At 57.5% G+C, this 25,446-nt stretch carries 21 protein-coding genes and 3 pseudogenes; 7 read left to right on the forward strand and 17 right to left on the reverse strand.

Translation table 11 applies throughout. The annotated features are described in order from the left end of the window. Positions 1 to 5: 5 nt before the first annotated feature. Both AU509_RS13990 and bioH read right to left on the reverse strand, forming a co-directional pair. On the reverse strand, positions 6 to 1,757 hold the full coding sequence (locus AU509_RS13990; RefSeq protein WP_094118632.1) for an alkaline phosphatase: 1,752 nt from the start codon (positions 1,755 to 1,757) through the stop codon (positions 6 to 8). Positions 1,758 to 1,908: 151 nt separating this feature from the next. Next, positions 1,909 to 2,679, reverse strand: coding sequence for a pimeloyl-ACP methyl ester esterase BioH (gene bioH / locus AU509_RS13995; RefSeq protein WP_085652854.1), 771 nt, complete (start codon positions 2,677 to 2,679; stop codon positions 1,909 to 1,911). A gap of 69 nt (positions 2,680 to 2,748) precedes the next feature. Here bioH and gntX point away from each other — a divergent pair, with 69 nt between their 5' ends. Next, complete coding sequence (gntX, locus tag AU509_RS14000; protein WP_094118633.1) at positions 2,749 to 3,453, forward strand: DNA utilization protein GntX; 705 nt, start codon at positions 2,749 to 2,751, stop codon at positions 3,451 to 3,453. A gap of 59 nt (positions 3,454 to 3,512) precedes the next feature. Further along, positions 3,513 to 4,088, forward strand: coding sequence for a Fe-S biogenesis protein NfuA (nfuA, locus tag AU509_RS14005; RefSeq protein WP_085652852.1), 576 nt, complete (start codon positions 3,513 to 3,515; stop codon positions 4,086 to 4,088). A gap of 51 nt (positions 4,089 to 4,139) precedes the next feature. On the opposite strand, the gene malQ is transcribed toward nfuA, so the two are convergent. The 4 genes and pseudogenes from malQ to glpE all read right to left on the reverse strand — a co-directional run bounded on the left by malQ (position 4,140) and on the right by glpE (position 8,894). Further along, positions 4,140 to 6,245 (reverse strand): 4-alpha-glucanotransferase, encoded by a 2,106-nt coding sequence (gene malQ, locus AU509_RS14010; protein WP_094118634.1) that lies wholly within the window; start codon positions 6,243 to 6,245, stop codon positions 4,140 to 4,142. A 641-nt stretch (positions 6,246 to 6,886) separates the two neighbouring features. After that, on the reverse strand, positions 6,887 to 7,645 hold the full coding sequence (locus tag AU509_RS14015; RefSeq protein WP_085652850.1) for a DeoR/GlpR family transcriptional regulator: 759 nt from the start codon (positions 7,643 to 7,645) through the stop codon (positions 6,887 to 6,889). Positions 7,646 to 7,647: 2 nt separating this feature from the next. Then, positions 7,648 to 8,483: pseudogene (glpG, locus tag AU509_RS14020) on the reverse strand (rhomboid family intramembrane serine protease GlpG). Positions 8,484 to 8,573: 90 nt separating this feature from the next. Continuing rightward, positions 8,574 to 8,894: a thiosulfate sulfurtransferase GlpE gene (glpE, locus tag AU509_RS14025; protein WP_085652867.1), complete on the reverse strand. Its 321-nt coding sequence runs from the start codon at positions 8,892 to 8,894 to the stop codon at positions 8,574 to 8,576. Positions 8,895 to 9,124: 230 nt separating this feature from the next. Here glpE and glpD point away from each other — a divergent pair. Beyond that, a pseudogene (glpD, locus tag AU509_RS14030) lies at positions 9,125 to 10,677 on the forward strand (glycerol-3-phosphate dehydrogenase). A 129-nt stretch (positions 10,678 to 10,806) separates the two neighbouring features. On the opposite strand, the gene asd reads toward glpD, so the two are convergent. Next, positions 10,807 to 11,910 (reverse strand): aspartate-semialdehyde dehydrogenase, encoded by a 1,104-nt coding sequence (gene asd / locus AU509_RS14035; protein WP_085652848.1) that lies wholly within the window; start codon positions 11,908 to 11,910, stop codon positions 10,807 to 10,809. 202 nt (positions 11,911 to 12,112) lie between these two features. On the opposite strand from asd, the gene AU509_RS14040 reads away from it, so the two are divergent. Then, a complete protein-coding gene (locus tag AU509_RS14040; RefSeq protein WP_085652847.1) occupies positions 12,113 to 12,706 on the forward strand; it encodes a YhgN family NAAT transporter in 594 nt (197 codons plus the stop codon). Positions 12,707 to 12,746: 40 nt separating this feature from the next. Here AU509_RS14040 and gntT read toward each other — a convergent pair. The 5 genes and pseudogenes from gntT to pldB form a co-directional block, all read right to left on the reverse strand. Continuing rightward, a pseudogene (gene gntT, locus AU509_RS14045) lies at positions 12,747 to 14,062 on the reverse strand (gluconate transporter). A gap of 424 nt (positions 14,063 to 14,486) precedes the next feature. Further along, positions 14,487 to 15,482 (reverse strand): gluconate operon transcriptional repressor GntR, encoded by a 996-nt coding sequence (gntR, locus tag AU509_RS14050; RefSeq protein WP_085652865.1) that lies wholly within the window; start codon positions 15,480 to 15,482, stop codon positions 14,487 to 14,489. A gap of 243 nt (positions 15,483 to 15,725) precedes the next feature. Next, entirely contained in the window at positions 15,726 to 16,421 is a 696-nt protein-coding gene (locus AU509_RS14055; RefSeq protein WP_085652845.1) for a pirin family protein, read from the reverse strand. A gap of 356 nt (positions 16,422 to 16,777) precedes the next feature. Beyond that, positions 16,778 to 17,590 (reverse strand): sugar/pyridoxal phosphate phosphatase YigL, encoded by an 813-nt coding sequence (yigL, locus tag AU509_RS14060; protein ID WP_094118635.1) that lies wholly within the window; start codon positions 17,588 to 17,590, stop codon positions 16,778 to 16,780. Between the two features lie 48 nt (positions 17,591 to 17,638). Next, positions 17,639 to 18,631, reverse strand: a complete 993-nt coding sequence (pldB, locus tag AU509_RS14065; RefSeq protein ID WP_085652843.1) for a lysophospholipase L2 — start codon at positions 18,629 to 18,631, stop codon at positions 17,639 to 17,641. Positions 18,632 to 18,743: 112 nt separating this feature from the next. On the opposite strand from pldB, the gene rhtB reads away from it, so the two are divergent. Further along, entirely contained in the window at positions 18,744 to 19,364 is a 621-nt protein-coding gene (gene rhtB / locus AU509_RS14070) for a homoserine/homoserine lactone efflux protein (protein WP_085652842.1), read from the forward strand. A 51-nt stretch (positions 19,365 to 19,415) separates the two neighbouring features. Here the strand turns inward: rhtB and rhtC are convergent, their stop codons facing one another. The 3 genes from rhtC to pldA form a co-directional block, all read right to left on the reverse strand. Continuing rightward, on the reverse strand, positions 19,416 to 20,039 hold the full coding sequence (rhtC, locus tag AU509_RS14075) for a threonine export protein RhtC (protein WP_094118636.1): 624 nt from the start codon (positions 20,037 to 20,039) through the stop codon (positions 19,416 to 19,418). A gap of 57 nt (positions 20,040 to 20,096) precedes the next feature. Continuing rightward, positions 20,097 to 21,920: an ATP-dependent DNA helicase RecQ gene (gene recQ, locus AU509_RS14080; RefSeq protein WP_085652864.1), complete on the reverse strand. Its 1,824-nt coding sequence runs from the start codon at positions 21,918 to 21,920 to the stop codon at positions 20,097 to 20,099. Between the two features lie 118 nt (positions 21,921 to 22,038). Further along, complete coding sequence (pldA, locus tag AU509_RS14085) at positions 22,039 to 22,908, reverse strand: phospholipase A (RefSeq protein WP_085652840.1); 870 nt, start codon at positions 22,906 to 22,908, stop codon at positions 22,039 to 22,041. Positions 22,909 to 22,999: 91 nt separating this feature from the next. Between pldA and AU509_RS18765 the strand changes: the two genes are divergently transcribed. Both AU509_RS18765 and rarD read left to right on the forward strand, forming a co-directional pair. Continuing rightward, the gene (locus AU509_RS18765) at positions 23,000 to 23,125 is read left to right on the forward strand and encodes a hypothetical protein (protein ID WP_254901589.1); all 126 of its coding nucleotides are present in this window, start codon (positions 23,000 to 23,002) and stop codon (positions 23,123 to 23,125) included. Positions 23,126 to 23,222: 97 nt separating this feature from the next. Next, the gene (gene rarD, locus AU509_RS14090) at positions 23,223 to 24,125 is read left to right on the forward strand and encodes an EamA family transporter RarD (protein ID WP_085652839.1); all 903 of its coding nucleotides are present in this window, start codon (positions 23,223 to 23,225) and stop codon (positions 24,123 to 24,125) included. Between the two features lie 51 nt (positions 24,126 to 24,176). Here the strand turns inward: rarD and corA are convergent, their stop codons facing one another. Then, on the reverse strand, positions 24,177 to 25,127 hold the full coding sequence (gene corA / locus AU509_RS14095) for a magnesium/cobalt transporter CorA (protein WP_094118637.1): 951 nt from the start codon (positions 25,125 to 25,127) through the stop codon (positions 24,177 to 24,179). A 168-nt stretch (positions 25,128 to 25,295) separates the two neighbouring features. Continuing rightward, entirely contained in the window at positions 25,296 to 25,430 is a 135-nt protein-coding gene (gene ysgD, locus AU509_RS19125; RefSeq protein ID WP_409359768.1) for a YsgD/CorL family protein, read from the reverse strand. Positions 25,431 to 25,446 lie beyond the last annotated feature (16 nt).

Below are 25,446 nucleotides of genomic sequence, written 5' to 3' on the forward strand. Positions count from 1 at the left end.
ACACGCTATTTCTTCGTAGTGTTGCGGGCATCGATAGCGAGCGCATCGACGATGACCCGGAACAGCTGGGTGTTATCCATATAACCGCGGATGGCTTCGCCGCCGGGACCGCTGGCCTGAATCACCATGTCGTCCACGGCGTGCACGCCGGTATCCACCGAACGCGGCAGAATGCCTTCGCGCAGTACGGCGCCGGGTACAGAGGCGTAGGCCTTATTGGCGACGTATTCGTCTTTCTCATTCTTCACCGACGGGACGAACGTGCCATCCAGCTTCGGACGGAAGGTTTCGTAGTAATCCGGGTAGTTGTTAAAGAAGACCGCCAGGCGTTTGGAAACGTTGACGTCATCCGGATAGCCGTCTTTGTTGGCATCCTGATAGTTCGGATAGCCCGCTTCTTCATAAACGCCGACCTTTTCACGCATTTCGGTTCCCGGCTTGTTGTCGTCCACCGTACCGATAATGGAGATACCGTGTGTGTGGTCACCGGTCACGATGATCAGCGTATCCGGATGGGTTTCTACGAATTTCTTCGCCACCGCCACAGACTGGTCAAGCATGATGGTGTTATAGAACGCGCGCTCCCAGTCCAGCGGATGTGAGGCTTTGTCGATCAGCGCCGACTCCACCATCAGGAAGAAGCCGTCTTTATTTTTGGACAGCACATCCAGCGCCGCCTGCGTCATGTCAGTCAGGTCCGGCTGATGGGGGAATTTCCTGGCGACGTCGTTTTTCAGGAAGCGACGGTCCAGCACGCCGTCCATGTTGCCGGTATGGAACAGCCCCAGCAGTTTGGTGGCGGTCGCGGCGTTCTGCTTCAGCGTCTTCGCATCCGTCGCCAGCGTATAACCGGCCTGCTGGAATTTCTCGATGTAGTTAATATCGTCTTTACGCTTCGAGCCTGGAATGCTTTTTGGCAGGAAATACGCGGAGCCGCCGCCCAGCATCACCGTCGGCTGGACGTCGTAAAACATGGACGCGATTTCAGCCTTGTCGGCGCGACGACGCGTGTGCGACACCACGGCGGCCGGCGTCGCATCTTCCAGTTCCGCATCACTGACGATGCCGAGGGCCATGTTGGTCGAGCGGGTCACCAGCTCTCCCAACGTTTCCTGTTTAGGATGTTCGAGCGAATTTTTACTGCGGCTGACGTACACCCCGATCGCGTTGACGCCGGATTTGTGGCCGGTCATATAAGCGCTCATGGTATTGGCGCTGTCCGCCGCAATGGAGTCGGTACTGGACGTACCGGCGAACGCCATATATTGCAGATCGTCAATCGCCAGCTTTCCGGCGGCCTTCCCTTCCGTTATCCCTTTGGACAGAATGCGCGCCCCGGTCCGGTGAGCGACAGACAGACCATCGCCGATGAACAGGATCACGTTCTTCGCCTTACGCGTTTCTGGGGCCGGATAAACCTCCCAGCTCACTTTGGCGGTCTTGCCTTTGGCCTGCGCCTCGACGTCATAGTGGCCCGCCTGCGCCAGACCGACATCGCGCACCCACACGGTGGACACGGGGGCGCCGTCTTCACGTTCAACAAATGTGGCCTGTTTGCCCAGCACCTGTTGGTAATCGCGGCCGTTAATTTGAATGCGGATATCTTCCGGCTTCAACACCTCGTCGAATTCGACTTTAAAGTCGAAGCGACCGCCCGCTGGCATCGTCGCGCGGTCGATGGGATATATCGTCTGTGCGTGGGAAAAGCTCGGCAGAGCTGATGAAATCAGAAAGGGAAGTAGCCAACGGAGTTTCATTCTAGGTTATGTCCTTCGCAGTTAATCAGGGTCCGGACATAAGCTAGTGATGATTTCTTACATTTTGATGAACACCGTCACAACTGGCATCACCTGGACAATCTCACGCGTGGGCGCGGCGCGTTCCGGCAATGCGCATGACGAGATGCCGTTATCGTGACGCGGTGAACGTCAACAGCGCTTCGACCACCTCATCAGGATGTGAGATAAACGGCGCGTGCGACGCCTTGGGCACGATCACCGACGTCGACTGCGGCCAGCGCTCATCAAGCAGCGGCACGATAGCGCGGGGTACCAATCCGTCCAACGCGCCGTAAATCCGCAGGAAAGGAACGGTGAGCGCTGCCAGCGGCTCCCGCAAGTCCGCTTGCGACAATATCTCCAGTCCGCCGTTCAATACGTCCACCGTCGGCATCGGCTGGTCCAGCACCACAGATTTCAGCAGTCTGGCATCCTGTTTGGCGCTGGCCGTCCCCAGCGTTTGCAGCGCCAGAAAACGTTCCACGGTGCGCTGAAAATCGTCCTGTAACTGCTGCTGAAACCCCGTCAGCACGGTGGGTTTGATGCCCGGCCACGTCTCTTGCGCCTGAAAGCAGGGAGAGGAGCACAACGACACCAGCGAGGTCACCCGTGCTGGATGAGTCAGCGCAATCTGGCTCGCCACCAGCCCGCCCAGCGACCAGCCCAGCCAGATGGCTTTCTCGGGCGCGCTTTTCAGCACCTCGGCGGCCATCTCCGCCAGCGGCATCGGCCCAAAACCCTGACTTTGTCCATAGCCCGGCAGGTCGGCGCGGTGCAGGCGAAAATGCGGCGCCAATCGCGGAATAATGCTGTTCCAGACCTGAGCATTCAGTCCCCATCCGTGCAGCAGCACAATGTCTTGTTCGCCTTCGCCTTCCGTCTGCCAATGCAACGTAGCCATGCGTTATTGTCCTTCTTCTCAACGTAAAAAAATGATGTCGCGTCGCCGTTCATTATGAGGGGAAACAGGATGTTCACCTTTTTGGCGCAGTGCCGGCTTTGCCAGCAGCCGCTGTATGATAGTCATCATGGGATATGCAGTCACTGCCTGCGTCGTCTTCCGCCGCCGCCTTGCTGCTGTCCGCGCTGCGGTCTGCCCGCGGCCTCGCCATCGCTCCCCTGCGGGCGCTGTCTGCAACATCCGCCGCCCTGGCATGCCCTTCTGTTTGTCTCCGATTATCGGCCGCCGTTGGATGCGTTGATCAAACAGCTGAAATTTTATGGTCACGGAGACCTCGCCCCCGCACTGGCGCGCCTGCTGTGGCTGTGCTGGCGCGAGCGCTATCGGCACTCAGCGCTGAGCGCGCCGCATCACCTGTACCCCCGGCCCGACCTGCTGTTGACCGTACCGCTGCATCGGGGACGGCAGTGGCGCAGAGGCTATAATCAAACGGCGCTCCTGGCCGCGCCGCTGGCACGCTGGCTGCGCTGTCGTTACGAGGCGAGCGGCCTCACCCGTACCCGCGCCACCCCACCGCAAAGGCAATTAAGCGCCGCGGGCCGCCGCCGCAATTTGCGCGGGGCGTTTTGCTGTACGCTGCCGTTAGCGGGAAAACGGGTCGTGGTGCTGGACGATGTGGTGACGACCGGTAGTACGATGGCGGAGATTAGCCGGGTGCTCATGAGGCAGGGCGCGGCGCACATCCAGGTCTGGTGTCTGTGTCGCACCTTGTAGTCACCGGTGCGATGGGCGTATTATAACCAACTGGCGTAGTCAACTATTGAGTTAATATTATGATCCTTATTACCGACAGTGCTCAGGAGCATTTTGTCAAACTGCTGGCAAAGCAAGAGGAAGGCACCCAGATCCGTGTTTTCGTCATCAATCCCGGCACCCCGAGTGCCGAGTGCGGTGTTTCTTACTGCCCGCCCGATGCCGTTGAGCCGAACGATACCGAGCTGAAGTTTGAGAAGCTGTCGGCCTACGTCGACGAGCTCAGCGCCCCTTACCTGGAAGATGCCGAGATCGATTTCGTCACCGATCAGCTAGGCTCCCAGCTCACGCTGAAAGCGCCTAACGCCAAAATGCGCAAAGTGGACGACGACGCTCCGCTGGTCGAACGCGTGGAATACGTCTTGCAGTCGCAGATCAACCCGCAGCTGGCTGGTCACGGCGGACAGGTGTCACTGATGGAAATCACCGACGACGGTTTTGCCATTTTGCAGTTTGGCGGCGGTTGCAACGGCTGTTCGATGGTGGATTACACGCTGAAAGAAGGGATCGAAAAAGAGTTGCTGCAGAAGTTCCCGGAACTGGCTGGCGTGCGCGATCTTACCGAGCATCAGCCCGGCGAACACTCTTACTACTGATTTCACCGCGTTTCAGACTGCCGACCCCAAACGGGTCGGCAGTCGCCCCGCTCACCTCCCGACCGGCGTGCCGTCATTCCTGCTCGGCAACGGTCCGTTTCGCCGTAGATCGATATCCCGTACCAGCCGTTCCAGATAGCTATCCCCGAAGATGGAATCCAGCGACCGACTCAGCTTGCGCCGCCAGTTGGGGTACTGCTTTTCTCCACCCGGCACACAGACCGGCGTCGCCATATCCAGCCACTCTTCCAGTCGCAGTCCCAGCAGGCCGCTGGCGCTTTCCGCCAGGTAGCGCTGTACGCCGCGATTCAGTTGGGTGCTCATCGTGGTCAGCGTCGCATTACGTCCTACGCGCTGAGGCAGATGACCGTAATGATGCAGCGCGTCCAGCAGCGCTTGTTTCGCCTGCTCACGCGCCTTGAGTCTGCGGCTCAACAGCACATCGCCGGAACACAGCCCCAGCTCGTGCGCCAACATCAGATCAATACTCTGCCAGTAACCCCGCAGCGTCGGTAAATCGTGCGTGGTCACGGTCGCCATCGAGCGCGGAGGATAATCCTGCGGCGCGTAGAATTCTCCCTGCTGGTTGCGTTCGAAAAACAGCACCCGGCAGGAGTAGATGCGGCTATCCCGCAGTTTACTGACCATACCTTCAGGCAAAACGCCCTGTTCATCGCCCATCACCATACAGCGGTGGCGTTGGCTCTCCAGCGCCAGGATCGCCAGCAGATCGTCCACGGGATAATAGATAAAGCCGCCGTCTTCCGATTCCCGTTCCTGCGGAACCCACCACTCGCGCATCAGCGACGCCACATGATGGAGACACACCGCGCTGGTATGCGCCATATTGCTGCGGATCATATCGATGAAAGGCTGGTAGCCGTAACGCTGGAGCTGGACCGGATTGACCGGCGCCAGAGGCTCGCTTTGTCCCTGCGGCATCCGCGTTTGCGGCACGGCGCCGATACTGGCGTCGTGACAAAATAAGGAACGTTCCTGCCAGCTATCGGCGCTGTGGCACGCCACGCCTTCCGCCACTTCGCGATAAAGCCCCAGCGGCATCCCCAGCTGTTTGCTGTGATCGTAGCAAGCGGCCAGCTGTTCATGGGCCAGCCACTGCAACCAGCAATAGAACATGATCTCTTCAACATGAGTCTCGCGAAAGCAGACCACGCTTTCTCCCTGCGCATCCTGATAGCATTCCGGCCATTGGCCCCAGTCGCTGAATGTCTCGCCGTGACGTTCGAGCCAGACGTATAACGCCTCGTAAGTGGCCTGCTGCTGCAACCTGTCGCCACCGCGAGAGATAAATTGTTGGAAGGCGAGCCGACGCGGATCGAGCGCGCTGCGCAGGTTGAAGTGCTGGAAAGACAGGCGCAAAGCGTCCAGCTTCAACGTAGTGACCGCTGGATAGTCTACCCAGCGGCTGCCGCGGACGACGGATACGCGACGCTGAGTCTCGTCGCTTCGCCACCACCGCTGCGCCTCCTCGCTCTGGAGGAAATCATCCACGTGATTGACGTCGATATAGAGGGTGTTAATCCCGTAACGCGACGAGGGGCAGTAAGGATTGACGTTATCCGGCTCCGAGGGAGAGAGCGCATGCAGCGGGTTAAGTCCGACGAACGCGCCGCCGCGCCGCGCCACCTCTTCCAGCAGCGTTTTCAAGTCGCCGAAATCACCGATGCCCCAGTTATGCTGAGAACGGAGGGTATAGAGCTGTACGGAGACGCCCCACCAGCGTTTTCCCTGCGACAGCGCCTCCGGCTCATAACAACACACCGGCGCGACAATCGCCTGACAACGCCATCGCCGCTCGTCCTGCTCCAGCGTCAGACGATGATACCCCTGAGGCAAAGGCTCGGGCAGCGTCAGGAATGTCCCCCCAACGATCTCGCCCTCAATCAGGCCGCCTTGCTCGTAGTGGAACGTCCAGCGATAGCGGCCGTTGCCCTGCACCCAGATCGTCACAGGCTCCCCCTCGCGCCACACTTTCACCGGCGGAATAGGCTGGTCATTGATCCCCTCTGCGCTCAGCAAACTCAGCAGTTTCGTTTGTGTCGACCTGTCGATTTTTTGGTGGCGACCGGTGTCGTCAACGTAGGTCTCGGCGATGGAGATTCGCCGGGGTATCGTTTTATTAGCCTCTAACGCCATGTCTATTGCTTCCTTAACAACGCATCTGCCCCATACGTTTTGATCATCATGAGTCCGATCGGCATGAACATCCCCATAAAAGAGAGCGCGATTCACCTGGCGGCAGAACAGTCGCGCATCCGGTTACGGTACAGCGAGTCCACTCGGCTGTGTATGACTGTAAAAAAGAGCGGGATTGTCGATAGCTCTCCGGGAGAATGCCCGGTCAGCCAGCGATTTCCGGGGTCAAGCTATTCGCTCCGCCCTCATCAGGCGCGCAGCGATCATACTCCTTCAGTCTGCGGCTGAGAGCGATTCAGTGGGCGATACCGTCGTTTCACAATGCCTTCGGATCGCCGCAGAATGCGCGATAACGCGAGGGACACGACGGAGTCTGTCGAGCCAATATCCGGATGGTCGCCGGTGAGAGTGGCTGATGTAGACGTTTCCTGCATCACGTTACCGGCGGTAGATGGCAGCCTAATCGAACGCTGCATCCAAGCAGGGTATAGCGGAACTATATCTAGCCGATAATCATCGTGCAATTACCGCCGATAGATGTAGCAAGATCAACGTGTTATATCACCGCCGACGGTAAGCGTTAACATTCCAATCTCCGCGCATGGCGGCATGAAAATAGAGGAGCAACCAACGCTTTCGCGTCAGCACAACGATAGCTGCACCTTGGATTGTTCGATAATTTTCAGCACGCCAGCAGGCGGCAGCCGATCGGTAAACAAATAATCGATTAAATCCATATTGCCGAGATTCACCATCGCGTTACGGCCAAATTTGGAGTGGTCGGTGACCAGCATGACACAGCGAGAATTGTCGATAATCGCGCGTTTGGTGCGCACCTCGTGGTAGTCGAATTCCAGCAGGGAGCCATCCATATCGATGCCGCTAATCCCGAGAATGCCGTAGTCGAGGCGGAATTGGGAAATGAAGTCCAGCGTCGCTTCGCCGATGATGCCGCCGTCGCGGCTACGCACCTCGCCACCGGCCAGGATCAGGCGGAAATCTTCTTTGTCTTTTAACAGCGTCGCCACGTTGAGATTATTGGTGACCACGCGGAGTCCCTTGTGATTCATCAATGCATGCGCGACCGCTTCCGGCGTAGTGCCGATATCGATAAACAGCGTGGCGCCGTCCGGGATTTGGCTCGCCACCTGACGAGCGATACGGGCTTTTTCATCCGACCACATCATTTTGCGGTCGTGATATTCGGCGTTGACGGAACTGGAAGGCAGCGCGGCGCCGCCGTGGTGACGATGAATTTGATTCCGCTCGGCCAGGTCGTTGAGATCGCGACGTATGGTCTGCGGGCTGACGGCAAAATGCGCCACCAGCGCTTCGGTACTAACGTAGCCCTGCTGGCGCACCAGCTCGATAATGGCCTCATGCCGCTGTGTTTGCTTCATGACTATCCTCTCCCTGTCGGCGCGCGACGCACGGTATCCCACCATGCCATCAGCAGTCCCACCACCAACCCGGCAACATGTGCGCCATTGGCGATGGACATGCCGAACATATCGAAATAGCCCGCGACCAGCCACAGGACAGAGAACACCATCAGTCCCCGCGGTAGATGCAGCGGTCCGTCAGGCTGACGCTCTCCTCGCAGCCAGACATAGCCCATCAGGCGTAGACCACGCCGGAAAGACCGCCAAAATAGACGCCGCTGAACCACGACTGCACCCAGCCGCTCAGCGCCGCAGACAGCAGCAGAATCACGAACAGCTTGCGAGTCCCCAGCGTTTTTTCTACCGGCCCGCCGAGATACCACCACCACATCAGGTTGAACAAAATGTGCAGCAGCGAAAAGTGCATCAGAATATGGCTGAACCAGCGCCACAGTTGCATCTCCTGGCCGCTATCCGGGTAGGACAGCAGCACCATCATATGTTCGACGCCGTAGAACTGCATCAGCACATAGACCGCGATGGTGACCACCAGAACCGCCAGCGTCAGCGGCCCCGCGCGCTGACGTAGTTCATTGGCAAAGGAGAAAGAGGGGTAGCGCAATCCCGTGCGGGTCGTGCCGCTTTGCCAGCTGGCCGCCTGATAACGCGCGTGCCAGGGTTCATCGATGAAACGTTCCAGCTCCTTGTCTACCCGCGCCAGTTCGCTATCATCCTGCAACCATAGCTCATACTCGCCCTCGTTGACGCGTATCGCCAGCCGAATCTGCTGTGTGCGCATGTAATCCACGAACGCCTGAGCCTGGCGCGGGTTGGGTAAGGCGATAATCCGGATCATGGTGGTTACGCTTCTCGCTATATCTTTCAATGAGTTTGATTCTAAAACATTTGGCACGGGAAAATCAGCGCCATCCCCAATGAATCCCTGTCAGCCCGCCGACGTGTCCTCTGGGAAGCGTCGTTGCCAGGCCTCAAAACCACCGTCCACGCTGTACACCGAGGAAAATCCGAGGCTGAGCAGGTACTGGGCGGCGTTGCGACTACTGATGCCGTGATAGCACAACACCATCACCGGCTGTTCGAAATCCGCGCCTTCAACAAAGCCATTCAGCGTGTCGTTGGTCAAATGGACCGCTCCCGGCACGTGCGCGGCAGCGAAACTTTGCGGGTCGCGAATATCGACCATGACGGCCCCTGACTGCCTGTGTTGATAAGCCTGCTCTACATCAATCGCCTCAAACTGCTCCATCATTCTGCGCCCCCCTTTGTTATCAAATTGTGTCTATTGTATCTCACTCCCTTCGCTCGGCCCCACAAAAGCCAGGAGCGAGCCTGTATTTCTCTCACTATGAACCCATTAATGTTAACTGAGTCACGTATAAATGTTTTTATTTGGTTAAACCTTGGCATGGATGTTTGTTTGCGATTATTATCGTGAGCGAAAACGAACATTTTATGCGGGATACGGCGGAGGGGAACGTGGAAACCAAAGACCTGATCGTGATCGGCGGGGGAATTAACGGCGCGGGCATTGCCGCAGATGCGGCGGGCCGAGGCCTATCAGTGCTGCTGTTAGAAGCGCAGGATTTGGCTTGCGCCACCTCTTCCGCCAGCTCCAAGCTGATTCATGGCGGCCTGCGCTATCTGGAACATTACGAATTCCGATTGGTTGGCGAGGCGCTATCCGAACGCGAAGTCCTGCTGAAAATGGCGCCGCATATTATATCGCCCATGCGCTTTCGCCTGCCCCATGAACCTCACTTGCGTCCGGCATGGATGATCCGCGCGGGGCTGTTTATGTATGACCATCTCGGTAAACGCGTCAGCCTCCCGGCCAGTCGCGGCCTGCGTTTTGGCCCCGAGTCGGCCCTGAAACCAGAGATGACGCGCGGTTTCGAATATTCCGACTGCTGGGTCGACGACGCCCGGCTGGTGGTGCTGAATGCGCAGGAAGTGGAGCGCCACGGCGGCATCGTACGCACCCGCACCAACGTCACGCGCGCGCATCGCGTGGACGGTTTGTGGCAGGTCGAAGCGGAAGATGCGCTGACCGGCGAAACGCACAGCTGGAGAGCGAAAGGGCTGGTGAACGCGGCGGGACCGTGGGTCCGAAGTTTCTTCGACGAAGGGCTGTCTCTGCCCTCGCCTTACGGTATCCGGCTGATTAAAGGCAGTCATATCGTGGTGCCGAAAGTCCATGACGAGCCGCAGGCCTACATTCTGCAAAATCAGGATCACCGTATCGTCTTCGTCATTCCCTGGATGGATGAATTCTCCATCATCGGCACCACGGATATGGAGTACCACGGCGATCCGCGTCATGTCAGTATTAATGACGACGAAGTCGAGTATCTGCTGGACATCTACAACCGCTACTTCAAGAAACCGCTGACCCGCGAGGACATCGTCTGGAGCTACTCCGGCGTGCGACCGCTATGCGACGACGAGTCCGATTCTCCGCAGGCCATCACCCGCGATTACACGCTGGCGATCGACGACGATCACGGGCGCGCCCCGCTGCTCTCCGTCTTCGGCGGCAAGCTCACCACATACCGAAAACTGGCGGAACACGCGCTGGACAAACTGGCGAGATACTATCCGCAGGCTGGTAAAGCCTGGACGCAGCAGGCGACGTTGCCGGGCGGCGACATTCAGGCTCCCGCGATGAGTACGCTTCCCGCCTGCGTCAGCGTTATAACCTGCCGGAGTCCCTTGCCAGACGGTATAGCCGCACTTACGGCAGCCAAAGCGAACAGCTCTTGGGCGATGCACGCAGCGTCGGCGAACTGGGCGAACACTTCGGTCATATGCTCTACGAAGCCGAATTACGCTATCTGGTCGAACATGAGTGGGTCGTCTCGGTGGAAGATGCGCTGTGGCGCAGAACCAAGCTCGGCATGTGGCTGGACGAAAATCAGCAGCAGCGCGTCAGCGCCTGGCTGGATCATTACCGGCGCCAGCGCTCGCAGCAGCATGCGGAGGACGCGCTCCCGTCGCGACATGCCGTGACCGCCGGGCCGCTGAGCCACTAGCGCATCGGCATAGCCCGCTAAGAGCCCCCGCGAAAACGCGGGCCCGGTCTAGAAAACCATAGGGAAGCAGGAAAAAGCAGGAAGGAAGAACACCCCGCCACGCAGCCTGCGCGGTGGGGCGATAACGCTTTAAAGCAGGATGCGCAGCATACGACGCAGCGGTTCCGCCGCGCCCCACAGCAGCTGATCGCCAACGGTGAAGGCTGACAGGTATTCCGGTCCCATATTCAGCTTACGCAGACGACCGACCGGCGTGGACAGCGTACCGGTCACGGCGGCAGGCGTCAGTTCACGCATGCTCAGCTCGCGGTCGTTCGGCACCACTTTCACCCAGTCGTTGTGGCTGGCCAGCAGCTGTTCGATTTCCGGCACCGCCACGTCTTTCTTCAGTTTGATGGTAAAGGCCTGGCTGTGGCAGCGCAGCGCGCCGACGCGAACGCACAGACCGTCAACGGGAATCGCATCGCGGGTCGCCAGAATCTTGTTGGTTTCCGCCTGACCTTTCCACTCTTCACGGCTCTGGCCGTTATCCAGCTGTTTGTCGATCCACGGGATCAGGCTGCCCGCCAACGGGACGCCGAAATTGTCGGTCGGCAGCGTACCGCTACGCGTCAGCGCCGTCACTTTGCGCTCAATATCCAGAATCGCGGAAGCCGGGCTTTGCAGCTCTTTCGCCACTTCGGCATTCAGCATGCCCATCTGCACCAGCAGTTCGCGCATGTGACGAGCTCCGCCGCCGGACGCCGCCTGATAAGTCGATACGGACACCCAATCCACCAGATCGTTTGCAAACAGGCCGCCCAGAGACATCAGCATCAGGCTGACCGTACAGTTACCGCCGACAAACGTTTTGATGCCGTCATTCAGACCCTGCTGAATCACCGCATGGTTGACCGGGTCCAGAATAATAATGGCGTCATCGCTCATGCGCAGCGTGGACGCGGCATCAATCCAGTACCCCTGCCAGCCACTTTCACGCAGCTTCGCATAGACTTCGTTGGTATAATCGCCGCCCTGACAGGTGATGATAATATCCAGCGCCCGCAGCGCCTCCAGGTCGTAGGCATCCTGCAATACGCCCTGCTGCCCGCCGAACGTTGGAGCCGGCTGACCGTGCTGGGAAGTGGAAAAGAAAATCGGGCGGATAGCATCGAAATCGCGTTCTTCTACCATGCGTTGCATAAGTACCGAACCGACCATTCCGCGCCAGCCAATAAAACCAACATTTTTCATGTTTGCTGTCCTGCTTGGGGGTGACAAAAAGAAGTCTGGCTGCCGTTTCTGGCAGTAACATTATTTAAAGTGATGGCCTTCAACCTTACAAAATGTACGTAAAGTCGCAAGTTAATTTATTCAATCTCGTCGGCTTTTTCAGCAGCACAGCTAATAACCGCGCGTCAATTCGCGCCTCATGACGACAGGAGTCAACCGCCACATGACCGAAATGATCTCAGCCACCGTTCTACTACTGCTCATCATGGATCCGCTGGGAAACATGCCGATTTTCATGTCGGTACTGAAACCCCTGCCCGCCAAACGTCGTCGCGTCGTGTTGATCCGGGAAATGGTGATTGCGCTAGGCGTGATGCTGATTTTTCTGTTCGCGGGAGAGAAAATTCTGGCGGTGCTGAACCTGCGTACTGAGACCGTGTCGATCTCCGGCGGGATTATCCTGTTCCTGATTGCCATTCGCATGATATTCCCTTCGCCGAAAAATGAGTCCAAGGGCCTGCCGGAAAGCGATGAACCCTTTCTGGTGCCGCTGGCAATCCCTTTAGTTGCCGGTCCGTCGATATTGGCCGCGCTGATGCTGCTTTCCCACCAGTATCCGCAAAAGCTGGCTCACCTGACGCTGGCCCTGTTTAGCGCCTGGGGCATCTCTTTCGTCATCCTGCTGATGTCCAACCTGTTCCTGAGACTGCTGGGAGACCGAGGCGTCAGCGCATTGGAGAAACTGATGGGGCTGGTGCTGGTGATGCTGTCGACGCAGATGTTCCTCGACGGTATCCGCGCTTACCTGCAGCTGTAATCCGATATTCTGCCGGGACCAGCCCGGCAGAGACGCTACGTTAAACCACCAGGCTCATCAGCAGACAGCCGATCAACCCGCAGACTGCGATGATGGTTTCCAGCGCCGACCAGGATTTCAGCGTCTCGCCGATGGTCAGATTGAAATACTCTTTGAACAGCCAAAAGCCGGGATCGTTGACGTGAGAGAAAATCACGCTGCCGGACCCCACGGCAATCACCATCAGTTCTGGGCTGACGCCGGTCGTGGCGATCAGCGGCGCGGCGATACCGCCAGCGTCATGGCGGCCACCGTCGCCGAACCGAGCGCGATGCGCAGCGTCGCGGCAATCAACCAGGCCAGGAACAGCGGCGACAGGCTGCTGCCCTCCATCATGTGGGCGATGTATTTATCCACCCCGCTGTCGACCAGTACCTGCTTGAAAGCACCGCCGCCGCCCAGAATTAACAGCATCATGGCGATGATTTTGATGGAGTCGGAGACGGTCGCCATCACTTCATCCATCGTGCGTCCACGGTTAAGACCGAAGGTAAAAATCGCGATCAGCACCGAAATCATCGTCGCCATCACCGGGTCGCCGAAGAACTCCGCATAAGGCAGCAGCGCATGTCCGTGCGGCAAGACCATTTCAGCAATGGCTCTCACCGCCATCAGAATCACCGGCACCAGCGCCGTGCCGACGCTCACGCCGAAGCTGGGCATTTCTTCTTCAGAAAATTGTTTCGGGTTGTACAGACCTTCAGGCACTGGCTTATCGATTTTTTTCAGGAAACGGGCAAAAACCGGGCCGGCCAGTATGGCGGTGGGGATCCCCAATAGCGTGCCGTAAAGCAGCGTTTTGCCCATATCGGCATGAAAGATGGCGGCGATGGCCGTTGGCGCCGGATGCGGCGGTAAAAAACCGTGGGTGACGGACAGCGCCGCAGCCATCGGCACGCCAGCATAAAGCAGAGGAATACGCGCGGAGGCGACAATGCTGAATATCAGCGGCAGCAGCAGGACAAAACCGACTTCATAGAACAAGGCGAAGCCCACGGTGAAACCGGTCAGCATGATGGCCCATTGAATGTTTTTATGGCCAAACCAGTCGATCAGCGTGGTGGCGATCCGCTGCGCCCCGCCGCAGTCCGCCAGCATTTTCCCCAGCATCGCGCCGAAGCCCATCACCAGCGCCAGACTGCCGAGCGTTCCGCCCACCCCGGTTTTGATGGAGGCGATGACTTTATCGACCGGCATGCCCTGCAAGATCCCGACGGCCAGCGCCACCAGCACCAGTGCGATAAATCCATTCAACTTACATCGAATCATTAACAACAGCAGTATGGCGACACCTACAGCAACGATGACTAATGGCATAACCTTTCTCCGGCAGAGCCTCATCGCTCCCGGAAACCACCGGAGAACGAAGGCGAAGGTGATTCTGCTACGGCCCATCAAGGGCCTGGTACGGCAGCAGCGATACAACATCAGAAGCGATGGGTGAAGCACCATCAGGGGGAACGGGTGATACCCGTAATGTTACCGGTATCATGATACCGGTAACATGTTAAGAACTGGAACTAACCTGCAGCACTTAATTTACAGTTTGGGATAAAGATCAAATATTGCCAGGTGGGAAGGCGGCTTTGGGCGATGACGGATTTTTAGCCGCCGAGGCGCTCGGCGACCAAACGTCGCCGCCGTCAAAGCCAGCCGGTATGGAGAGGTTTATGTGTGATAGCGAGGGATCCACCGCGGGCTGGCGTCCCGAAGATTCAGGCGCCGCCGCAAGTGCATGAGCCTATAAACTGTCGCCGGGCAGCAGCTCGAAACCTTCATCATGCAGGGGCGACGGAACAGGCTCGCCGTTCAGACGCGCCAGCAGCATTTCGGCCCCCACTTCGCCGATGCGCTCACGCGGAGTCAGGACGCTCGTCAAACGGGGAACCATCGCCTGACCGATGTTGTGGCCGTGGAAACCGACAATGCTCATCTGTCCGGGAATGCTCAGCCCCTGCCGCTGGCACTCGAAAATCGCGCCGATCGCCAGATCGTCGTTGGTGCAGAATACGCTGTCGATGTCAGGGCATTCCCTCTGCGCCCGCCGCAGCAGTTCGCCGCCCAGCGTATATGACGAGGCGCTTTCGCTCATCACGCTGTGCGCGTTCAAACCGGCTTCCTGCATCGCCAGCTCATAGCCCTGCCGTTTCATCAGGGTACGTTCATCCAGCCGTGCGCCCAGATACACCACGTGTCGACGTCCCCGCCCAATGATGTGCCGCGTCATCTGTCGTGAAGCTTCGACGTTGTCAAAACCCACCGCCATATCCAGACAGGGGGAGACGGAATCCATCAGTTCGACGACCGGAATCCCGGAAACGTGAATCATCTGCCGGGTGCGGGCCGTGTGGGTGCGTTCCGCCAGTATCAAGCCGTCGATGTTGTAAGACAGCAGCGACATCAAGCGCTGTTCTTCCTTTTCAGGATGATAGCCATAGTGCGCCAGCATGGTTTGATAACCCTGAGCCTCCGTCACCCGCTCAATGCCGCGCAGCACTTCGGCAAAGACCTGATTCGTGAGCGAAGGCAGCAGGACGCCGATGGCTCGGCTGGTGGCGTTGGCCAGAATATGGGGCGTGCGGTTGGGAATGTATCCCAGCTCATCCACCACGGCGGCGATTTTCTTTTGTAACGCGGCAGACACCTGGGAAGGATTGCGCAGATAGCGGCTAACCGTCATTTTTGTGACGCCGACGCGATCGGCGACATCCTGAAGAGCCGGTCTTTTCTTCTTGATCATCCGTGGCTACCCAACTCGGGAAAAGTAGTCGGAGTCTAGCAAAAAACCCGGTGGCGAGTATCGATTCGATGCCGGATTACGGCGACTTTCATGACGTCCAGGAGCGGCTTCGCAATATCGCTCAGAACAGGATTGCGCGCTAAAAAGGCCCGACACGTTGGAAAGTGCCGAGCCCCCGGCTTGGCGCGGTGCGTGGTAAGACGTTCGGCGCATCACGCCGTGGTGCGCTTCACAGCCCTTTTACACCGGCGGTAAATCAAACAGCAGGATCTCACTATCTTCATCCGCAGTCATCGAGAGGGCGCTTTCGTCCCACAGCGCCAACGCGTCGCTGGCGCTCGCCGTCTGTCCGTTCACCGTGACCGTTCCGCGCACGACCTGGATCCAGACGCGACGACCTGGCTCGATGTCATGAACCGCCTGCTCCTGCGCGTTCAATGCCCAGCGCCAAAGCGACATGTCCTGAAAAACTTTGAGAGAACCGTCGCGACCTTCCGGCGACAACACCCGCTGTTTACCCTGCTTATCGTCGAAGCGGCGCTGCTCATAGCGTGGCATCAGCCCTTTACGATCCGGGATGATCCAGATCTGATACAGATGCAGCAATTCATCCGGGCTGGCATTGTATTCCGAATGGCGAACACCGGTGCCCGCGCTCATGATCTGGAACTCTCCGGCCGGGATCCGTTCGTGATTCCCCATGCTGTCCTGATGTTCAATCGTGCCCGACAACACATAGGTCAGAATTTCCATATCCCGGTGTGGGTGCATACCGAAGCCCTGCCCGCCTTCAATACGATCTTCATTGATCACCCGCAGGGCGGAAAATCCCATGAAGTCGGGGTCGTGGTAATCGGCAAATGAAAACGTGTGCCAGCTGTCGAGCCAGCCGTGGTTGGCATGTCCGCGCTGCTGCGCCTGACGTAAATAGATCATCGTTGCTTCCTCCTTCGTTTTGAACAGTCTAGCGACGGCGCGCCGGGAAGATAGCGTAAAAAACTCAACGTGCAGTTCAAAAAAATAGCGGAATTTATGGAAACTGATTTCCGTAAATCATGCGGACAAAAAAAAGCCAGCACCCGAGCTGGCTAAATAAATACTGGAAGCAATGTGAGCAATGTCGTGCTTTCACAGCAAAACCTCGCTGAATCATCAAGATCGAGACAGAAGGGTTTTCCCGGAACGCATGGCAATAATAATCATTATCATTCGCACCTGTAAAGCGTTTTTTTGACCTTGTCACTTTGCTGACATGATTCACATTGTGACACGTCCGGGCGTCCCCAACGCCGTCAGCGAGTGATCAGCGCGGCATACTGTTCACGCAGGTAGTTCGGCACCGCATCATCCGCATTGGTGCCGATCACTTCCAGCTCGGTCAAACGGTCCTTCAGGCGCTGGTGTGCGGCCGCCATGATGCAGCCTTTTCCCGCCATCGAGAGCATTTCCAGGTCGTTCATGCCGTCGCCGAAGGCGATGCAATCCTTCACGCCATGCCCCATCCGTTTCGCGACCTGCTCCAGCGCATGTCCTTTCGATACGCCGCCCGCCATAACTTCCAGGCAGTTCACCGAGGAGAAGCTTACGTTGACGCGGTCGCCCCAGCGGGCGTTGAGCGCCTCTTCCAGCGGCAGCAGACGTTCATGTTCATCGCAGGTGAAAAAGACTTTCCCGACATCGTCGGTGTCCAGCGACGTCGGGTCGAATAGCTGGTACTTGAAGACGGATTCCTGGAAGAACTGCTCTTCTTCCGGTCGGGAGCGGCTCATGAACCAGTCATCGCCGCGATAGATATGCGTGAGGATATCCTCACGGTCGTACATGATCCCGAACAAATCACGCGCGATATCGCGGTCCAGATTATGGCTAACCAGCAGTTCTCCGTCGGTGTTGTGCACTCGGGCGCCGTTGGAGGTGATCATGTATGCGCTGATCCCCAGTTTGTCGCGGATCTGTGCGACGTCCTTATGGTGCCGCCCGGTGGCGAAGACAAAATGAATGCCCTGCTCCGTCAGCAGTTGCAACGTTTCTCTGGCATAAGGGGTAAGCGTATGAGCGGGGGACAGCAGCGTGCCATCCAAATCGGAAGCGACAATGGGGTACATACGTTGGAATCTAACCTCCGCAGGTTAAACGCGGCCGGGCCGCAGAATTTAATGATATTGCGCAAAATGGTGCAGAATCCGGCGAAAAACGTCGGCGCGCACCGCATCTTCTTCAAACAGCATGTCATGCCGGGCACCGCGTATGATGCGCGGTTTCCCTCCAGCCACCGGATGACCCGCCGCGGCCATCGCCCTGCAGAATGCATCCTGCCCGCGATTATCCACCACGCGGTCGTCCTCCGCCTGCAGCACAAGCAGCGGCGCTGTAATTTTCGCTACTCTCGACATTAAATCCCTGCCCGCCAACAGCGCTTCCCGCACCCAGTGATAGGTGGGTCCGCCAATCCGCAGCGACGGGTCGTCGGCATAGGTCCGCACACTGCGTAGATGTCGGGCGCGACTGTGGGTCAGCACATTGAGGACATACGGCAATGGCTGCCACTGGCTGGCGCCAATCGCGTAGTAGTCGCGCAGCTTCGGATGACGCTCGGTGCGATCCAGAATGCGCCAGGCCAGCCATTCCGGCATCGGCAAATGGATGTCGCACATAGGGGCGCACAGCGCGGCGGCATCGAAAGCCTCGGGCCTGCGGGCCATAAAATCGGCCAGAATCACGCCCCCCATCGAGTGCGCCAGCGCAAAGCGTCGTCGATACCCGCTTTTCGCCAGTTGCAGTTGCCAGAACTGCGCCACGTCGTCCACATAGTCGCTGAAATTCTCGACGTGACCGCGATGCGTATCTTTCAGCAAACGACCTGAACGCCCTTGCCCACGATGATCCATCATCAGCACATCATAACCATTATGGAACAGGTCGTAGGCGACCTCGGAGTATTTGACGTAGCTGTCGGTGCGGCCAGTGAGCAGCATCACCACCTGATGATGGCGCGGAGAGGTAAAACGGGCAAAGCGAATGGGGACGCGGTCGACGCCGATGAACTCGCCCTCATCCCGCCGCCGCCAGAAGTCCAGCAAAGGTCCGGTGGAAAACGCAGCGTACTGCGCCTCCCGATTCAGTAGACACTCAGGGTACTGAGTCATCACACATTCTCGCGGTTGTTCATGGCGGTAAACCTGGTTTTGTGAGCTCTGGTACAAAGATCGGCGTTGGCGTATTGTGGCATAAAAAGCGACATTCAGGGAGCATTGACGCATGACCATCGAGTGGTGGTTTACCTATCTCGTGACCACATTGATTCTGAGTCTTTCGCCGGGTTCCGGCGCCATCAACACCATGAGCACCGGCATCAGTCACGGCTATCGCGGCGCGTTCGCCTCGATTGCCGGTCTGCAGGTCGGATTGATTTGCCACATCGTGCTGGTGGGCATCGGCCTCGGCGCGCTGTTGTCCCAGTCCGTGCTGGCGTTTGAAGTGCTGAAATGGGTCGGGGCGGCTTATCTGATTTGGCTCGGCATTCAGCAGTGGCGCAGCGCGGGCGGTCTGGATTTGAATACGCTGGCAAACACGATGCCGCGGCGCAGACTCTTTAAACGGGCCGTGCTGGTCAATTTGACCAACCCGAAAAGCATCGTTTTTCTGGCTGCGTTGTTTCCGCAATTTGTGATCCCGCATCAGCCTCAGGCCATGCAATATTTGGTGCTGGGCGTCACCACTATCGCCGTGGATGTCGTCGTGATGATTGGCTACGCCACGCTGGCGACGCGCGTCGCCAAATGGCTGAAGGGACCCCGGCAGGTGAAACGTCTGAATCGGGTCTTCGGTTCGCTGTTTATTATGGTGGGTGCGCTGCTGGCGTCCGCCCGTCGGGCCTAGCCTCGGCGTCGAGCCAAGGTCATGGCGACCCACTCGCCATGACCTCCGCGTTTAACGCGATACGATGAGATGAATACCGAATCCCGCGAAGAGCACGCCCGCGACGCCATCCACCCATTTCGCCAAACGCTGATAGCCGCGACGCATGACCGGCAGCGCAAACACCATGGCCACCAGCGTGAACCACGCCAGCGTTTCTACCGAAATTAAAGCAAACAGTCCCCAGCGCGCACCCGCGCCCACGCTATCGCCGACGAACAGAGAGAAAACGCTGCCGAAGTAAATCAGCGCTTTGGGATTGGACAGGTTGGTGACTAAACCACGAATGAAGAACTTGCCGCGCTGAGGTAAATCCACGCTGACCTCAGCGACCTCCGATTGTTGCGCTTTCTGACGCGCGGAACGCAACATCTGCCATCCCATCCAGCACAGGTAAAGACCCCCGCCCACGGTAATGATGCGGTGCAGCCACGCCATTTTCATCAGCAACAAATGCAGCCCCATCAAGGCGATCGCCGCCCAGACCACCACGCCCAGCGTGATGCCTAATACGCCCATCATCGCTTCACGGCGCGAACGGCTGGCCGCAATCTGCGAAACGAAGAAAAAGTCCGGCCCCGGACTCATCAGGGCGATGAAATGCACCAGCGCCACAGTCAGGAACAGCATCAACATGGTGAAACTCCCGTTGTTATCGTTGTGTCGCCCCTATACCACGCGGGCGCATACAAGTTAGTCGTCGTTTTCCAGATGCTCGCGGATGAGCGTCATGAACGGCACGCCGAAACGCTCCAGTTTACGTTGACCCACGCCATTGACGTTCAGCAGTTCGCTGGCCGTGACCGGCAGAATTTCCGCCATCTCCAACAGCGTCGCGTCACTGAAAACCACGTACGGCGGAATGTTGTTTTCATCGGCGATGGATTTACGCAGCTTGCGCAGTTTGGCGAACAGTTTGCGGTCGTAGTTGCCGCCATATGATTTCTGGCTGACGCGCGGTTTGAGGTTAATCAAGCGCGGAACGGCCAGTTGCAGCGGGACATCGCCGCGCAACACCGGTCTGGCCGCTTCGGTCAGTTGCAGCGCGGAATGCTGAACCACGTTCTGCATCAGCAGCCCCAGATGAATGAGCTGGCGCAGGACGCTCACCCACTGTTCCTGCGTTTTATCTTTGCCAAGACCGTAGACCGGCAGCTTGTCGTGACCAAACTCCCGGATACGCTGGTTATTGGCCCCGCGCAGCACTTCCGCGATATAGCCAATACCGAATCGCTGACCTACGCGATAGACGCAGGATAATGCTTTCTGCGCATCGACCAGTCCGTCATAGCTTTTAGGCGGGTCCAGACAGACGTCGCAGTTGCCGCACGACTGCTGGCGCCCTTCGCCAAAGTAGTTGAGCAGCACCAGTCGTCGACAGGTCTGCGCTTCCGCAAACGCGCCCATGGCGTTGAGCTTGTGACGCTCGATATCCAGCTGCGGACCCGCCGGTTTCTCTTCCAGACAACGGCGCAGCCAGGCCATGTCGGCCGGATCGTAAAACAGCGCCGCTTCCGCCGGCAGGCCATCACGTCCTGCGCGGCCGGTTTCCTGATAATACGATTCGATGTTGCGAGGAATATCGAAATGCACCACGAAGCGGACGTTAGGTTTGTTGATCCCCATCCCAAACGCCACTGTGGCAACGACGACCTGCAAGTCGTCACGCAGAAACGCTTCCTGCACCTGAGCCCGACGTTCGTTCTCCAGCCCCGCATGATAGGCCCCCACGCTCAGGCCCCGATTCTGCAAGCGCGTGCACAAATCTTCGACCTTCGCACGGCTGTTGCAGTAAACGATGCCGCATTTCCCGCGTTGGCCTTGTACGAACATCCACAGCTGATCGAGCGGCTTGAATTTTTCCACCAGCGTATAGCGAATGTTGGGACGGTCGAAGCTGCTGATGTGGATGAGGGGATCGTGCAAATCCAGCAGGCGTACGATGTCCTGACGCGTGGTGTCGTCCGCCGTGGCGGTCAGCGCCACGACCGGCAGGCCGGGGAAACGCTGCTTCACCTGCCCCAACGCCCGGTACTCCGGCCGGAAATCGTGTCCCCATTGGGAAATACAGTGCGCTTCGTCGACGGCAATCATCGCCAGCGGCCAGTAAGACAGGTGTTCGAGAAAACTGTCAGACGTCAGACGTTCAGGGGCGATATAGAGGAGTTTGATATCGCCGTTGCGGCAGCCGGTCATGACCTGATGCTGCTGCTCGCGCGTTTGCGTGGAGTTCAGACAGGCGGCGGAAACACCGTAGGCCTGCAGCTGATCCACCTGATCCTTCATCAGGGAAATCAGCGGAGACACCACCAGCGTCAGCCCTTCCATGACGAGAGCGGGGATTTGATAACACAGGGATTTACCGCCACCCGTGGGCATGATCGCCAGGCAGTCCTGCCCGTTGAGGGCAGCGTTGATAATCGCTTGCTGGCCGGGCCGGAACTGCTGATACCCGAAAGTTTCGCGCAATACCTGCGTCGCCAGCGCTTCTTTATTCAATACTTCTGCCGTAGACACGCCTTCACCGCTTTTATAAAAACAAACAGGCGCTATTTTCAGCGCCGTTTGATAAAACTGCAACGTTTGTGTGCAGGCTTTTATTCACTGCTCTCGACAATGCTGACTGAAAGCGGCCTCAGAACATATCGTTCAGGGTCACGCCGACGCCGACACGCGTCTGACGGTGGTTGTAGTCGATCAGCGATTCGCCGTAGCCGCTGAAGACTTTCGTGTAGAAGCGAACGTGCTCCGTCAGCGGATAACTCCAGCTCACTTCACCGCCGCCGTAACCGCTGTTCCAGTTGTAACGCCCTTCCGCGCTGAAAATACTGTCGCCCCACAGGTAGCCGACGCGTACGCGATAATGCCCCATGTAGCGGGTGATATCCGGGTTGTCATCTTTGCTGTCGGAGAAACGTAGCCAGGGTTTCAGCTCCACCTGCCAGTTGCCGTTCTGCGCCATCAGGCGCGCATAGGCACGGTTCCAGCTGCGTGAGGTGGGATCGGAGCGACCATTCGACTGATGGTTAAAGCCGACTTCCACGTCACGTAAGGTCCAGCCCGCCAGGCTGTAGTCCGTCGCCCACCCCAGGAAGATCTGCGGCTCATAGTTAGTTTCACGGAACGGAGACGATTCGCTTTTATTAGAAAGCTGCCACCAGGAGCCTTGGGTATAAGATGCGCCAAGCAGTGAGTTGTCGCCCAAAATACCGCGCCATAGCGGGAAGCCTAAACTGATCTGGAAATTCACCTCGTCTTTGCGAGCGTTATTTCCCCAGTTATAGCTCTGAATCGCTTCCCGGTTGATGTTGCTGGTATAGGTGTAAAGCAGGTAGTTATTTTCGTAAGGATAAAGAATAAAGGGACTGTCATGTTTTTGCAGCAGGCTGGCGATGATGCTGCCACGAACCGCCGGTTTATCATGAATTTCCTGCACTGTGGCTTCTTGCGCCTGGACCTGCGCCGTTAGCAGCAACGCCAGCACACCACCCCAAATTTTACGCATGCCCGTATTTCTCCAGCTGTCTAATAAGGTTATTTTTTGATTTGACGCTCGCATTGTACACAGAAACTAAGCGGTTACGTTATAGGCTGCTATGAATCGGTATTTTCTGTATGGCGGCGGCTTTCATTTCCCATTCGCCGCCCGTATTCACGATGGATCGCGCGGGATCGGCATTCTCTTTGTCCAGCCAGATGACGCCGTCATGCCGACCGGGTAAACCACTCTCGTGCCGTAATTACGGCAATATACGGGTGTTGGCGGGCGGTATTTTAAGTAAAATAGTCGTTTACCTCCGTTCATACTGAGCTATTACAATGGAAACGCAGCAAACCCGCCAGGGAGTCCTGTTCGCTCTTGGCGCTTACATCATCTGGGGTATCGCCCCGGCTTACTTCAAACTCATCGAACAGGTTCCCGCTACTGAAATTGTTTCTCACCGCGTGATTTGGTCGTTCTTTTTTATCCTGGTCCTGCTCAGCGTCAGTCACCAATGGAAGCAGGCCATCACGCTTCTGCGACAGCCGAAACGGTTGCTGATGCTGGCCGTGAGCGCCCTCTTCATCGGCAGCAACTGGTTAATCTATATCTGGGCCGTCAACCACCACCATATGCTGGAAGCCAGCCTGGGTTATTTCATCAATCCGCTGGTCAGTGTGCTGCTCGGGCTGCTGTTTCTCGGGGAAAGGTTCCGTCCCATGCAGTGGCTCGCCGTTGCGTTAGCGGTATGCGGTGTGCTGGTGCAGCTGTGGAAATTCGGCTCCCTTCCGTTTCTCGCCCTGTGGCTGGCGTTTAGCTTTTCCATTTATGGCCTGTTACGTAAAAAGATCGGGGTCGATGCGCAAACCGGCATGCTGGTCGAAACCCTGTGGCTGCTGCCCGTGGCGCTGGTGTATCTGTTTTGCTTCGCCGACACGCCGACCAGTCATTTGACTCAGAATTCGCTGTCGCTGGATCTGCTGCTGCTTGCCGCCGGTGTCGTCACCACCGTCCCGCTGCTGTTTTTCACCGCCGCCGCCGTGCGCCTGCGTCTCTCTACGCTGGGGTTCTTCCAGTACATCGGACCAACGCTGGTGTTTTTGCTGGCCGTCGTGGTTTATGACGAGACGTTCACCCAGGATCAGTTGGTCACCTTTGCCTTCATCTGGTTAGCGCTGGCGATTTTCATCGGCGACGCGCTGCACACGCAGCAAAAGCAAATGCACAAACGTCTGGCGTAAAAAAAGGCCCCGTCGCGAGCGACGAGGCCTGTTCTTTCTATTATTCGACAGTTACAGCCAGTTGCGGCGTTTAAAGTACAGGTAAGGCGCCAGACCGGCCAACACCATGAGTACCAGCGCCGCTGGATAACCAAAGGCCAGTCTCAGTTCCGGCATGAATTCAAAGTTCATGCCGTAGCTGGAAGCCACCAGCGTCGGCGGCAGGAATACCACGGACACCACCGAGAAGATCTTGATGATGCGGTTCTGTTCGATATTGATAAAGCCCATCGCCGCCTGCATCAAAAAGTTCACCTTCTGGAACAGCGATTCGTTATGCGGCAGCAGCGATTCGATATCTCGCAGAATTTCCCGTGCCTGCTCCAACTGACCGCTCGGCAACCGCGCTTTACGCACCAGGAAGTTCAGCGCGCGCTGGGTATCCATCAGACACAAACGCACCTTCCAGCCGATATCTTCCAGCTCCGCCAGCGTCGACAGCGCGTCGTCGTACTCATCGCCCTGATGGCCATCCATGATGACGCGACTCAGCGCTTCCAGATCGCTATAGATATTTTCGATTTCATCCGCTAACTGCTCGATTTTGGTTTCGAACAGGTCGAGCAGCAGCTCATAAGCGTTGCCGTCAATCAGCGTTTGTCCGCGAGCGCGCATGCGGTACAGGCGAAACGCCGGCAGCTCGCGTTCGCGCAGAGTGTACAAACGTCCGTCGCGAATGGTGAACGCCACGGTCGCGTTGCCCGCATGATCTTCCGCATCTTCATAAAAGAAGAAGGAGTGAATATGCAGACCGTCTTCATCCTCGAAGAAACGCGCGGAGGCTTCAATATCTTCCAGTTCAGGTCGAGTCGCCAGGCTTTGGCCCAATTGGGTTTGTACCTGGTCCCGCTCGATAACGTCCGGTTCGACCAAATCTACCCATACCGACGAGGTGAGATCCTGGCTTTCTTCCATTTCCAGACGAGTTAAACGGCTGTTTTCCAGCTTGAATGCGCTCAGCATAGGTCATGCTCCCTAAAGGTGTTCTGGCAGGGACAATACGCGCTTGAAACACAGGAAAGAGGGTGAAAAATCACCATCCGATTCCAGACCGTTTGACGGTGCTGACTCGATGCGATGTGTGAAGAGATCGCTGACAACCACTAAGGCTATCAGCAACGGAGGATAGCCTTAGAAGTTGTACCTACGAAATAGGTGTGTGAGCCAGTATCGACTGGGTGTGTCCAAGGCGTGGGTCCTCCGGGAATAATGATGCGCGCATGTTACGCTGAGATGAAAAAGGCTGTCAACACGCACGCAGGCCATTAATGCAACAATCTGT

Source organism: Lonsdalea britannica, assembly GCF_002111595.1.
Taxonomy (GTDB): Bacteria; Pseudomonadota; Gammaproteobacteria; order Enterobacterales; family Enterobacteriaceae; genus Lonsdalea; species Lonsdalea britannica.